Origin of the sequence: Haemophilus influenzae (assembly GCF_001457655.1) — a bacterium.
Lineage (GTDB): Bacteria > Pseudomonadota > Gammaproteobacteria > Enterobacterales > Pasteurellaceae > Haemophilus > Haemophilus influenzae.
Map to the genome: position 1 here is coordinate 419985 of NZ_LN831035.1, position 13693 is coordinate 433677.

The window sequence follows — 13693 nt, forward strand, 5'->3', positions numbered from 1 at the left end:
GAAATCCTCGTATTTTATTTTTACAACAGATTAGAATTCAAACTGAACTGACATTCTATAGTTTCGTTCAGGTGCATAGAAACGGTTGATACCTAAGCCAGTATCTTGATTAATCATATTACTTGTACCAAATGGTCGAATTGATCTCGCTGAATCCCAAGTAATATATTTTCTATTAGTTAAATTATACACACCAGCTCTTAAAGTAAGATTTTTAATTGGTTTGATATATCCCAACAAATCAATGGTTGTATAAGATTCACTTCTCCATTTGATTGTAGTTTCTTTTTTACCTTCTTCTTTATAGAACATATTATAAGTATCTTCTGCATTTTTAGCTGATGCATGAGAGATATAAAGATCTAGACCATATTTATCATCAGGGTGAACATAACTTACTCCATAAACAGCTGTTCTAGGCTGAATTGCATTCATTGGTATATTGCCATTTATTCTGCCTTTTTGATAGGTGTATTTATAGCTTAAACTGAAACCATTGAATAATTTAGTAATATTTCCTAAGGATATTTGTGAAGCAATTTCAAAACCAGTTACTTTAGCATTTGGTCTATTTACATTTTGATAAAAATGAAATGGTATTAGTTTTGAGTGCCCATGAACCTTACGACTCCCTTGATAGGATAAATCAATAAAGTTTTGATATCGGGTATCAAAAACAGAAGTTGTAATATATCCCATGTCATTATGCACAGTTAAAGATAACTCTTTGGTTTTTGCTGTTTCTGGTTGAAGATCTCTATTTGGTCGAATAGAAAAATCTGGATGTTTGAATGTAAAGTAGATTTCATCACTTGTTGGTGCTCGGAATCCCTTACTATATTTTGCTTGTAAACGTAACCAATTTAACGGATCAAGTGTTGTACCAAAAGAGTAGGAACTTGCAGAAAATTTTTTCGGTTGTGCAATTTCTTTAATATTTGCTGCAGCATTGGCTTCTTTTTTTGATAATTCATCAGGATCTGAATCTGCTTTACTTGCATCAAATTCTGGCGTTTTTATATAAAGATTTGTCACCATATCATCAGGGATTTTTGGTATTTTACCTGGAGTATATTCTGGTTTATATTTGACTCTGTCATATCGGTAACCTAGATTAAAGGCAAGATAGTCATTAATTCTAAAATCGTCAATAAAATATAAAGCACCTGTTTTAGTTTTTACAGGTATTAAAAATGAGAAAGTATTTTTATTATCACATAATGTATGTGTACGATCTGAATTAAGTTTGCCATTGACATAAGTATCACAAGTTTCAGGTAGATCAACAAACCATGTTTGATCAAGAGGTTGATCTCCGGAAATATTTACCATTGATTTTTTCATTTGTGACCATAATCCACCATAAGAAAAATCATGCTCTGTATTAAATAAGACTTTATGTTTAGTTAAGTCTATATTGAGTTGTTTAGTTTGACTTATAAGATCACGCTGTGACCATAAGTTAGTTTGGTAACCTATAGATCCTGGCATAATAAGATAGTCTGCTGTTTCTGGATTTTTTTGACATCCATTTTCATTCCAGCAACCATTCTCATATCTTTTATTAAACTGCTTATCTATATAAGCAACATTTTTTCCTTTAAATTTCTTAATTGTGAATGGAATATCAATTGATTCACCATTAATTTTATATCCAGAAATCATTTTTTTATCACAATTGATTCCATCACAAGAAATAATATGTCGTTCATGATCACGCCATTTATCAATAAGTTTACTATTTTTAGGATCTGTTAGATCATAAGTTATCCCATTAGCCTCTAATGTTTCAACATTTAGTGATGAGTTTACGCCAATTTCACATAATCCATCATGATTAGGTTGTTTATGCCATCGAGTCTTACAAAAAGAAGGATTCAATGAAGAATCTAGCACATACAAGCCATCCTCGGTAGGCTTAATTCCCATTTTATCTGCATCTTCTTTAGGTACGCCACGATTATAATACTGCTTATATTTTTCTTCAGTAACATAGTAATAATCTCTCTTTGGAATATCTTTTTTATTATATACAACAGGATTATTATTTTTATCTACCAGTTTATTCTCATTATTGTAATGTAACCCAAGTTTATTATTGACCAAGTCGCATTTTTCATTCCCATCGCAATAATCGTCCGTTCTTGCTGTTGTAGTAATTTTTTGGTGGGAATAGGTGATTTTTAACGTATCCCAAAATGGTGTTTCAGTAAAATTCTCATAAACAAAAGCGATGTTTTTACGCTCTACTTTATCATTAGTATGACGCAATTCTTTTTCATCATATGTCATGTACTGTGTATTTGGTTTTAGAGTATAAGAAAAATCATGACCTTTAGAAGTTTGTTTATATAAATCTGCAATAATTGAGAAACGGTGATTTTCTGTTGGTTGAAAAGCAACTTTTAAAAGAGCACTATCTTGGGTTCTTCTATAAGGATCTGCTTTTTCTCTAGTTTTTCCTTGAATTTTATCGTTATAATTTTTATAACCATAGTTTTCTAATTCATGGCCTTTACGTGATGTAATTACCGCAATTGCATCAAAATACTTATAACGCCCAGCAAGAGTGAGCGTTTGAAGATTTTGGTTATCTGCTGTGTTATAGCCTCTTTTATAGGAAGCGTAGTAATTTTTGTTAAGTAAATAATCTCTTGCATCTTTTGTATCAAAACTAACAGAACCACCTAATGCGCCACTACCAGATTTTAAAGAATCAGCTCCTTTTCGAATTGTAACTTGTTTTAGCGTTTCTATTTCTGCGCTATTACGCGTATTATTAAAATTTCCATATCCTTCAAATAATTCTTTAAACCCTTGTGAAGAGATAGTTTCCGCTTGATGAAGTCCATCTATTTGAACGGCTACACGGTTTTCTTCCACTCCTCGAACTGCAAAGCCACTATTTCCAAAGCGTCCTGCTTCTACGACAGTAATTCCTGTTTCATAACGCACGAGATCTTTAACATCTTGCGCTTGTTCTTTTTCTAATTTTTTAGCTGTTTTTACAGTTTCGGCAATTTTTGGCGGAGCTTTCGTATCAGTATTTTCGGTTGAGCCAGATACATTTATTTGCTCTAGTTGTTCAGAAGCATTACTATTTTGGTTGGTTGGTTGGTTGGTTGGTTGGTTGGTTGGTTGGTTGGTTGGTTGGTTGGTTGGTTGGTTGGTTGGTTGGTTGGTTGGTTGGTTGGTTGGTTGGTTGGTTGGTTGGCTCAGCATAAGCAACACTTGCCGTTAGCCCAAGCATAACGGAATAGGCAAGCACGTTTAATCTAAAATTGGTCATATTTAGTCCTATAAAAAAATAATAATAATTCTCAAATATATTATACGAGGAAGTATTTTCTCACAACAATAAAGATTGATTTTTGATAAAAATCAAGAAATAAAAACTATTCTTATTATTTTCTGTATTTAAACCTGCTTGTTTCCTATAATGCGAACCGTTGATTGTTGATTAGTAGTTGTAGGGTGGGCTTTAGCCCACCAACAAACAATCGCGAGATATTTTGGTGGGCTAAAGCCCACCCTACATTAAGTACGCATCATTCTATGCGTGCTTCTTTTTATTTTAGGAGCAATCATTATGATGATTTTATAAAGGCAATTCAGTTGTTGATTTGACCGTTTTTAGAGTAACTTCTGATTTTAAGGTTTTAATGCCAAGCCTAGAATTAAGATAGGTATTTTTGACTAATTAAACACTATATAAAGATACTTGTACTACTAATAAAATGGAACCAATTAGCAATAAGCATCCAATCATTGGCATGACGAATTTAACCCATCTATCAAATGGAATATGCAACATTTGGAGTGTCACTAAAACTAATCCTGTCGGTGCCAAGAATAGCATTGCATATTGTCCCCAGTTGTAAGCTGAAACCACGATATCGCGTGGAATACCCACTGAGTCAGCAAGTGGTGCCATAATTGGCATTGAAAGTACGGCTAAGCCAGAAGAAGACGGCACTATTAAACCTAGGAAAATAAATACGACTAATTGACCTAAGATGAATACGCTACCTGGCATACCACTAACCACATTAGACATATAATCAAGGATAGTGTCAGAAATCATACCTTGTTCGAGCACTAAGTTCACGCCACGAGCAAGACCGATGATTAAGGATACGCCTACTAATTCTGATGCACCTTCAGTGAAAGATTCCACAACATCTTTTTCAGACAATCCACTAATAAACATAATGATGATGGTAATGGCAAGGAAAGATGCAGCCATTTGAGGGAACCACCATCCGCCAACCATTACACCCCAAATCATAATAGGGAATGAGATGCAGAAAAGCGTTAAGATTAATTTGCGACGAGCTGAGAATGGGATAGTTGTGTTTGGATCAAAGTTTTTCATATAACGTTGACGGAATTCTTCGCGATCGTCGTAAGTATAAGAAAAACTTGGGTCAGCTTTGATTTTTTTACAGTACCAATAAAGATATGCGATTACGCAAGTTGCCCCTAAAACTAAACCTAGAGCACGGAAACCAATACCTTCAGTAAATTGAATACCAGCCGCATTTGATGCGATAACAACGGAGAATGGGTTAATTGTAGAGAATGCAGTTCCCATAGATGCAGCAAGGAATATAGCCCCTACGCAGACTATCGCATCATATCCCAGAGCCAAGAATACTGGCACCAGAATCGGGTAGAATGCCACTGCTTCTTCTTCGATACCACAGGTTGTGCCGCCTAACACCATTAAGACGGATACGCAGAATACAATAAAAAACTCATTGCCTTTGGTTTTCTTCACGAGAGCCATCAAACCAGCATTAAAAGAACCAGTACGGTTAATGACACCAATCATACCACCTAATACAAAGATAAAGACCATAACATCAACGGCTTCAATGGTACCTTCCACCATACTTTTGGTAATGTCTTCAATGCCTTTGTGGTGTTGTTCTACACGTTGATAAGTACCAGGAATAGCGATTGGTTTTTTGATCACGCCTTCAGTGAAGTTGGAGAGTTTAATTTTGATATTGAGATTATCAAGAGTGTCTGTTGTGGTGGGATAAGTTTTATCATCAACGCCATAAGCTTTGACGACAAAAACATTATCAGTAGAGTTATATGTTAATTTTGAATATGAACCAGATGGAATAACCCAGGTTAATCCAACAGCGAGAATTAATATTGCAAATAAAATGGTAAACGCTGATGGGAAATTAAACGTTTTCTTCTTTTTGGACGCATCCATAGCGAGCTCCTTATGTTTAACGTTTAAAGTGCGGTTGGTAAAACATTGGTTAAACCAACCGCACTTTTTACCTTGAGAATGGCTTCCCAAAGTTCCTTTATTATTTAAGCATAATAGGATATGCCTTCAGCTTTTTTCGTAATACGAGTACCAGCTTTGCCTTTCACAATGTCCACAATATCAGATAAAGATCCTATTACTGCATCTTTTCCTGTTTGTTTCGCAAAGTTGATCGCGGCTTGTACTTTCGGCCCCATGGAACCTGAAGCGAAACCAAGTTCTGAAATGGCTTCAGGTGAGGCAACTGAAATTGCTTTTTGATTAGGTTTACCCCAATCTACGAAAGTTGCGGAAACATCAGTTGCGATGATGAATAAATCAGCGTCAAGATTTTCTGCAAGTAAAGCTGAACATAAATCTTTGTCGATAACGGCTTCAACACCTTGTAAATTATGGTGTTCATCATAATAGGTTGGAATGCCACCGCCCCCCGCACAAATTACGATACTGCCTTTTTCAAGCAACCATTTGACCGGACGAATTTCAAAAATACGTTTTGGTAATGGGCTTGGCACAACGCGACGATATTTATCACCATCTTGTGCGATAGACCAATTTTTTTCTTTTGCCAAACGTTCAGCTTCTTCTTTTGTATAAACAGGACCTATTGGCTTAGTTGGATTTTTGAAAGCTGGGTCGTTGATATCAACTTCTACTTGAGATAATAACGTTGCAAATGGCACTTCAAATGGAACTAAATTACCGAGTTCTTGTTGAATCATATAACCAATCATTCCAGCTGTTTCTGCTCCCAATACATCTAAAGGATAGGTTGGCACATCAGTATAGGCAGCACCTTGTAAGGCGAGCAAACCCACTTGTGGGCCATTACCGTGTGCTATCACTAATTCATTATTTGGCCAAATCTTAGCAATTTGCTCACAAGCAATGCGAACATTTTGTCGTTGATTTTCGGCTGTCATTGGTTCTCCGCGTCGTAATAATGCATTACCGCCTAATGCAATCACTATTCTCATACGTTCTCCTTATGCCAAACTTGCTACCATTACCGCTTTAATTGTGTGCATACGGTTTTCTGCTTGTTCAAATGCAATGTTCATTGGCGATTCAAATACCTCTTCAGTTACTTCAATACCATTAGCTAATTCAGGATATTTTTCAGCAATTTGACGACCAACTTTGGTTTCGCTGTTATGGAAGGCAGGTAGGCAGTGCATAAATTTCACTTTTGGATTACCAGTGCGTTTCATTAATTCAGGTGTGACTTGATAAGGAAGTAATAATTTAATGCGTTCGCCCCAGGTTTCTAATGGTTCACCCATTGAAACCCACACATCAGTATGGATAAAATCTACGCCTTTCACCGCTTTGTCGATATCTTCAGTTACAGTAATACGAGCTCCACTTTCTTTCGCAAATTTTTCGCACATTTCCACAAGATTTGCTTCTGGTAATAATGCTTTAGGTCCACAAATACGAACATCCATACCTAATTTTGCACCAATTAATAAAAGTGAATTACCCATGTTATTGCGAGCATCCCCAATATATACATAGCTAATTTCACTTAATGGTTTGTCGCAATGTTCAATCATGGTAAGTACGTCGGCAAGCATTTGTGTTGGGTGGAATTCATCGGTTAAACCATTGAATACTGGCACTCCAGCATAATCAGCCAGTTCTTGAACGATACTTTGTTTAAAGCCACGATATTCAATACCATCATACATTCTGCCTAATACGCGGGCGGTATCTTTCATACTTTCTTTGTGGCCAATTTGAGAGGAATTAGGGTCGATGTAGGTGACTTGTGCGCCTTGATCATAAGCGGCGACTTCAAATGCACAGCGTGTGCGGGTGGAGGTTTTTTCAAAGATGAGCGCGATATTTTTGCCTTTTAATTTTTGTTGTTCTGTGCCGGCATATTTGGCTCGTTTCAAATCTCGGGAGAGATCTAAGAGATATTTAATTTCACGTTCTGTGTGATGAACAAGACTAAGTAAATGTCTATTTTTCATATTGAAAGCCATAATAATCTCCTTGTGTTTTGACTATACATTGGGGAATAAACATACATCATTCGAGATACTGCTTGTTGTTCGAACAGTTGCATTATAAGAGAGGTAAAATGAAATTTGTTGTCGTTTTTCAACTGGTAATGCCAGTATGTAGAATTTTATTGCGAGATTTTTAGTATTATTAGAATTTAATAAAAATAATCTAACTCTTTATTGTTATTTGTTTGATTTCTAATAGTAGATGAATTTAAACGAAAATATGTTTTAGTTTATTTTTGATGAAGAGGAATGTGTCTATCTATACTTAATAAAAGTGCGGTTATTTTTATTGCAGTTTTTAATATATTGATCTTCAGCAAGTACCATTTGTATATTTAGTGATATGATAAACATAGTTTATTTTTTGAGGTTTTTATGAATTTACCTTTTCGAGCAATGGTGTCTGATTTAGATGGCACGCTTTTAACACCTGAACATTTAGTGGGTGATCTTACCATTGATACGCTGAGAGCATTAGAGCAAAAAGGCGTAGATATTATTTTGGCAACAGGACGCAATCATACCGATGTGTCATCCATTCTTGGAAAAATTGGTGCGGAACGTGCGGTTATGATTACATCAAACGGTGCTCGTGTACGGGATTTACAGGGTAATTTGCTTTATAGCAATAGTTTGCCTGAAGAATTAGTTCTTGAGCTTTACAAAACGCCATTTGATACTTCCAAAGTATGCATGAATAGCTATCAAGATGAAGGTTGGTTTACTAATAAAGATATTCCTGCAATGCGTCAGTTCCATAAAGAATCTGGATTCGATTATAACGTTGTCGATTTTTCTAAACATCATGGACGTGGGACAGAAAAAGTCTTTTTTATTGGTAAAACTCCAGAGGATTTAGTTGCAGTAGAAACTTATTTACGAGATAAGTTTGGTGACGTAACGACAATTGTTTATTCAGCATTAGCTTGTTTGGAAGTAATGAATAAGAATGTTTCAAAAGGGGATGCATTAAAACATTTACTCGAATCACGCGAGTATCAGTTAAAAGACTGTATTGCTTTTGGTGATGGAATGAATGATGTAGAAATGCTTTCTTGGGCTGGAACAGGTTGCATTATGAAAGATGCTGATATTCGTTTAAAAATGGCTTGTCCAGAGTTAGAAGTTATTGGCTCAAATAAAGAAGAATCAGTCGCTCGTTATTTGCGAACCCTATTTGGATTAGATTATTAATGCAGGCATTATTATTCATAAGTTATGGTGCAATATTAGGCGCGTCATTACGTTGGGCTATAGGATTGTTATTTAATCCTTTATTTTCCTCATTTGCTTTTGGGACTTTAATCGCTAATTTGCTTGGTTGTTTAATTATTGGTGTATTACTTGGGTTTTTTTGGCAATTTCCACAAATTAGTTCTGAATGGCGGTTATTTTTAATTACGGGTTTTTTAGGATCGCTAACCACATTTTCGTCTTTTTCTTCCGAAGTTGTGGAATTATTTTTTAATGACAAGTGGTTAAATGGATTTTGTGTATTAATGATGCATTTATTCGGATGTTTAGCTATGACTGTGTTAGGCATTTGGATATATAAAATTTGTTCTCAACTTTTATCTTAATCCCATTCACTTTGGTTTTGCCCAATTAAATCAGCAAATTCATCGCTACGAAATCCGTGTGATAGCATATATTGCCAAATTTTTTGTTTCATTTTAGACGTTTGCTGTTCGTTATAATTTGGGAATTTTTTACGTAACAAGTTCTCAGCCATTTCATACCAATCAATTTCTGATTCCATTAAAACTTCATCAATAATATCAGAAGACACACCTTTTAATTGGCGTAATTCTTGTCGAATTCTTCCTACACCACAACCTTTTTGTGAGCGTGAATTTAGATAATTTTCTGAAAAACGACGATCGCTTTGCCAATTTTTTGCTTGGCATAAAGATAATGCATCATCAATTTCTTCTTCCGAAAAGTTCTTTTCCTGCATTTTATTGCGGAGCTCGAATTCACTATATTCTCTGCGGGAAAGAAGATTAACTATGTAATTAAAAGCAAGAGATGACAAGGATTTATTCCTTCATTTTATTGAATCGATATAAAGTGCGGTCATTTTTAACCGCACTTTTGGCATTTGTAATTTTCTTTATTCAAAATCACTTTCTGATTCAGTATTATTTTCAGATTGTTCAATATCCGCCATTAAGGCTTGTTCTGGATTGGCCACTAATTCAGCACGTAAACGAGCTTCTAATTCATCTGATTTCTCTATATTTTCGTTAAGCCATTTCATTGAATTAGCCTTTCCTTGACCAATTTTTTCGCCATTATAGGAATACCATGCGCCTGATTTTTCTACAAGTTTGTGTTTTACACCAAGTTCTAATAATTCTCCTGCTTTTGAAATGCCTTCTCCATAGAGAATTTGGAAATCCACTTGGCGGAACGGTGCCGCTAATTTGTTTTTCACTACTTTTACGCGAGTTTCATTTCCAATAATATTTTCGCCATCTTTTACAGAACCTGTACGGCGAATATCTAAGCGAACAGAAGAATAGAATTTTAATGCATTACCGCCTGTGGTGGTTTCAGGATTACCAAACATCACGCCTATTTTCATACGGATTTGGTTAATAAACACAACTAGACAGTTTGCATTTTTAATTTGACCTGTGAGTTTACGCAAAGCTTGAGACATTAAACGTGCTTGCAGACCCATATGAGAATCGCCCATATCGCCTTCAATTTCAGCTTTTGGTGTCAGTGCGGCAACGGAGTCCACAATAATTACATCAATTGCACCTGAGCGAACTAATGCATCACAGATTTCAAGTGCCTGTTCCCCATTATCTGGTTGAGAAACAAAAAGTTCTTTTACATCTACACCAAGTTTTGCTGCATAAATAGGATCAAGTGCGTGTTCTGCATCAATAAATGCACAGGTTTTTCCTGCTTTTTGCGCTTGAGCAATGACGGAAAGAGTTAATGTTGTTTTACCCGATGATTCAGGCCCGAAAATTTCTACAATTCGACCCATAGGCAAACCACCAATCCCAAGCGCAACATCTAACCCAAGTGATCCAGTAGAAATAGACTCTACATCCAACGTTTTGGTATCGCCTAATTTCATAATTGAGCCTTTACCAAATTGTTTTTCGATTTGCCCTAGTGCAGCCGCTAGGGCTTTTTGTTTTTCTTCTTGAGTTGCCATAATTAAAATCCTGTTTGAATGTTCAAATTTTTGTGATTATATCTGTATTGATGTACAGGTCAAGAAAAATATTTATATTAATAAAAAAATATGGGGTATATATTTCAGTAAAGAGGATGGGGAAGGCTTAAAATAAAAGTTTTTAACAGAGAATTAGATTAAATTATATACAAAAATAATCTCAGAAAAAGTTTTAAATATAGTATATTTATATATAAACCAATCGTTTAGATAAAAATAAATTTTAAATTTACGATCTGGCTCACAAATCTGACATTTATATTTAGGTGTAGTAAAAATTTCATGATATAAATGAAATCAGAAGTACTTCTACTGACTCTTTTAAAATAATTATTCATTGGAGGTTTAATATGAATATAAAGGATGAGCATATAGATAGCGTTTGCTCCTTGTTAGATCAGTTAGTAGGAAATGTTTCCTTTAAAAATCTTTTTACTGGTTACGGTTTGTTTCACAAGGAAGAGACAATGTTTGCTATTTGGCAAAATAAAAAACTTTATTTACGCGGTGAGGGTGTTCTCGCAATTCAATTAACTAAATTAGGTTGTGAACCTTTTACAACGAATGAATTGAATAAACGGTTTGTGCTTTCACAATATTATGCACTTTCTGATCAGATTTTACGTAGTAATAGATTGTGTAGAAAATTGATTATTCTTTCTATTAAGCAGATTCTTGAGCGGAAGCTAGAATGTACGTTAAGAAAATTGAATCGATTAAAGGATTTACCCAATTTAACGATTAAACATGAAAGAGCTTTAATAAAAGTTGGTATTACAAATGTTGCGATGCTAAGAGAGATTGGCGCAGAAAATGCATTGGTGGAATTAAAGAAAAGTGGCAGTGGTGCTACGCTTGATTTTTATTGGAAATTAGTATGTGCTTTGCAAAATAAAAATAGTCAGATGTTAAGTCAAGCTGAAAAAGAGCGTTTATTGAAGAAATTAAACGAAGTTTTGAGAAAAAATGGCTTAAAAGGCTATAGAAAATTAGATGATGAATAAAATTTGTTCATTCAAATAATTTTTTGCAAAAAGTACTTGCAAGGGATTTGAAAATCCCTATAATGCACCGCACACAACGACGCACTGTTGTGAAGTTTTTTAAGTTTCCAAGTGCGTCGTTATTTTTTGCTCTTTAACAATATATCAGACAATCTGTGTGGGCACTTGTTGATTGACTTGTTTTAAAAATATTTTTTAATTTTGAAGTCTTAATAGGTGCTTAACTGAAAATTCATCATTACTTTTTTAAGTAGTGTTTTATTTATAGCTAAGTAGTTTATTGAGCGATTGAACTTGAATTGAAGAGTTTGATCATGGCTCAGATTGAACGCTGGCGGCAGGCTTAACACATGCAAGTCGAACGGTAGCAGGAGAAAGCTTGCTTTCTTGCTGACGAGTGGCGGACGGGTGAGTAATGCTTGGGAATCTGGCTTATGGAGGGGGATAACGACGGGAAACTGTCGCTAATACCGCGTATTATCGGAAGATGAAAGTGCGGGACTGAGAGGCCGCATGCCATAGGATGAGCCCAAGTGGGATTAGGTAGTTGGTGGGGTAAATGCCTACCAAGCCTGCGATCTCTAGCTGGTCTGAGAGGATGACCAGCCACACTGGAACTGAGACACGGTCCAGACTCCTACGGGAGGCAGCAGTGGGGAATATTGCGCAATGGGGGGAACCCTGACGCAGCCATGCCGCGTGAATGAAGAAGGCCTTCGGGTTGTAAAGTTCTTTCGGTATTGAGGAAGGTTGATGTGTTAATAGCACATCAAATTGACGTTAAATACAGAAGAAGCACCGGCTAACTCCGTGCCAGCAGCCGCGGTAATACGGAGGGTGCGAGCGTTAATCGGAATAACTGGGCGTAAAGGGCACGCAGGCGGTTATTTAAGTGAGGTGTGAAAGCCCCGGGCTTAACCTGGGAATTGCATTTCAGACTGGGTAACTAGAGTACTTTAGGGAGGGGTAGAATTCCACGTGTAGCGGTGAAATGCGTAGAGATGTGGAGGAATACCGAAGGCGAAGGCAGCCCCTTGGGAATGTACTGACGCTCATGTGCGAAAGCGTGGGGAGCAAACAGGATTAGATACCCTGGTAGTCCACGCTGTAAACGCTGTCGATTTGGGGGTTGGGGTTTAACTCTGGCACCCGTAGCTAACGTGATAAATCGACCGCCTGGGGAGTACGGCCGCAAGGTTAAAACTCAAATGAATTGACGGGGGCCCGCACAAGCGGTGGAGCATGTGGTTTAATTCGATGCAACGCGAAGAACCTTACCTACTCTTGACATCCTAAGAAGAGCTCAGAGATGAGCTTGTGCCTTCGGGAACTTAGAGACAGGTGCTGCATGGCTGTCGTCAGCTCGTGTTGTGAAATGTTGGGTTAAGTCCCGCAACGAGCGCAACCCTTATCCTTTGTTGCCAGCGACTTGGTCGGGAACTCAAAGGAGACTGCCAGTGATAAACTGGAGGAAGGTGGGGATGACGTCAAGTCATCATGGCCCTTACGAGTAGGGCTACACACGTGCTACAATGGCGTATACAGAGGGAAGCGAAGCTGCGAGGTGGAGCGAATCTCATAAAGTACGTCTAAGTCCGGATTGGAGTCTGCAACTCGACTCCATGAAGTCGGAATCGCTAGTAATCGCGAATCAGAATGTCGCGGTGAATACGTTCCCGGGCCTTGTACACACCGCCCGTCACACCATGGGAGTGGGTTGTACCAGAAGTAGATAGCTTAACCTTTTGGAGGGCGTTTACCACGGTATGATTCATGACTGGGGTGAAGTCGTAACAAGGTAACCGTAGGGGAACCTGCGGTTGGATCACCTCCTTACTGAAGACGAGAGACAGCGAGTGCTCACACAGATTGGCTGATAGTTGTAGACAAGATTAAAAACGAAGCGAAAGCAACGTTGAAAAATAAACGTTAAAAGATAAAAAGAAAATAGAGTATCTTTAATTGATGTCCCCATCGTCTAGAGGCCTAGGACATCGCCCTTTCACGGCGGTAACCGGGGTTCGAATCCCCGTGGGGACGCCAATTAAAGATAACTTTATTAGATTGTCTTACTGTTCTTTAAAAAATTGGAAACAAGCTGAAAACAAGAGATTTTCGAGAGAAAGTCTGAGTAGGCAAGATAGGAAAGTGAGAGGAGGGAACTGAAAAGGGAACTCTAAAA

Annotated in this window: 10 protein-coding genes, 1 tRNA gene, 1 rRNA gene and 1 pseudogene; 5 read left to right on the plus strand and 8 right to left on the minus strand. The window is 36.9% G+C overall.

Annotation, left to right across the window (positions count from 1 at the left end; translation table 11 throughout):
- Positions 1–30: 30 nt before the first annotated feature.
- From AT683_RS09960 to AT683_RS02055, 6 genes and pseudogenes are all read right to left on the minus strand, one after another.
- Positions 31–3072, minus strand: coding sequence for a TonB-dependent hemoglobin/transferrin/lactoferrin family receptor (locus AT683_RS09960; RefSeq protein WP_407648381.1), 3042 nt, complete (start codon positions 3070–3072; stop codon positions 31–33).
- 25 nt (positions 3073–3097) lie between these two features.
- The gene (locus AT683_RS10035) at positions 3098–3289 is read right to left on the minus strand and encodes a PT domain-containing protein (RefSeq protein ID WP_406808624.1); all 192 of its coding nucleotides are present in this window, start codon (positions 3287–3289) and stop codon (positions 3098–3100) included.
- A gap of 309 nt (positions 3290–3598) precedes the next feature.
- Positions 3599–3697: pseudogene (locus AT683_RS10040) on the minus strand (Lrp/AsnC ligand binding domain-containing protein); the annotation flags it as partial.
- A gap of 3 nt (positions 3698–3700) precedes the next feature.
- Positions 3701–5230, minus strand: a complete 1530-nt coding sequence (locus tag AT683_RS02045) for a YfcC family protein (protein ID WP_038440482.1) — start codon at positions 5228–5230, stop codon at positions 3701–3703.
- Between the two features lie 104 nt (positions 5231–5334).
- The gene (arcC, locus tag AT683_RS02050) at positions 5335–6267 is read right to left on the minus strand and encodes a carbamate kinase (RefSeq protein WP_005661976.1); all 933 of its coding nucleotides are present in this window, start codon (positions 6265–6267) and stop codon (positions 5335–5337) included.
- Positions 6268–6276: 9 nt separating this feature from the next.
- Positions 6277–7281, minus strand: a complete 1005-nt coding sequence (locus AT683_RS02055; RefSeq protein WP_005651072.1) for an ornithine carbamoyltransferase — start codon at positions 7279–7281, stop codon at positions 6277–6279.
- 402 nt (positions 7282–7683) lie between these two features.
- Between AT683_RS02055 and AT683_RS02060 the strand changes: the two genes are divergently transcribed.
- Both AT683_RS02060 and crcB read left to right on the plus strand, forming a co-directional pair.
- Complete coding sequence (locus AT683_RS02060) at positions 7684–8502, plus strand: Cof-type HAD-IIB family hydrolase (protein WP_011272123.1); 819 nt, start codon at positions 7684–7686, stop codon at positions 8500–8502.
- Positions 8502–8888 carry a fluoride efflux transporter CrcB gene (gene crcB / locus AT683_RS02065; protein ID WP_011272122.1) on the plus strand — a complete coding sequence of 129 codons (387 nt, stop codon included), beginning with the start codon at positions 8502–8504 and terminating at the stop codon, positions 8886–8888. The genes AT683_RS02060 and crcB overlap by 1 nt, the downstream gene beginning before the upstream one ends.
- On the opposite strand, the gene recX is transcribed toward crcB, so the two are convergent.
- Together recX and recA are read right to left on the minus strand one after the other, a co-directional pair.
- Complete coding sequence (gene recX / locus AT683_RS02070; protein WP_011272121.1) at positions 8885–9343, minus strand: recombination regulator RecX; 459 nt, start codon at positions 9341–9343, stop codon at positions 8885–8887. The genes crcB and recX overlap by 4 nt on opposite strands.
- A 78-nt stretch (positions 9344–9421) precedes the next feature.
- A complete protein-coding gene (recA, locus tag AT683_RS02075) occupies positions 9422–10486 on the minus strand; it encodes a recombinase RecA (protein WP_005654959.1) in 1065 nt (354 codons plus the stop codon).
- 371 nt (positions 10487–10857) lie between these two features.
- On the opposite strand from recA, the gene tfoX reads away from it, so the two are divergent.
- The 3 genes from tfoX to AT683_RS02090 all read left to right on the plus strand — a co-directional run bounded on the left by tfoX (position 10858) and on the right by AT683_RS02090 (position 13554).
- On the plus strand, positions 10858–11511 hold the full coding sequence (tfoX, locus tag AT683_RS02080; RefSeq protein WP_005692773.1) for a DNA transformation protein TfoX: 654 nt from the start codon (positions 10858–10860) through the stop codon (positions 11509–11511).
- 296 nt (positions 11512–11807) lie between these two features.
- Positions 11808–13347 (plus strand): 16S ribosomal RNA (locus AT683_RS02085).
- Between the two features lie 131 nt (positions 13348–13478).
- Positions 13479–13554, plus strand: a tRNA-Glu gene (locus AT683_RS02090).
- The last annotated feature ends 139 nt before the right edge of the window (positions 13555–13693 follow it).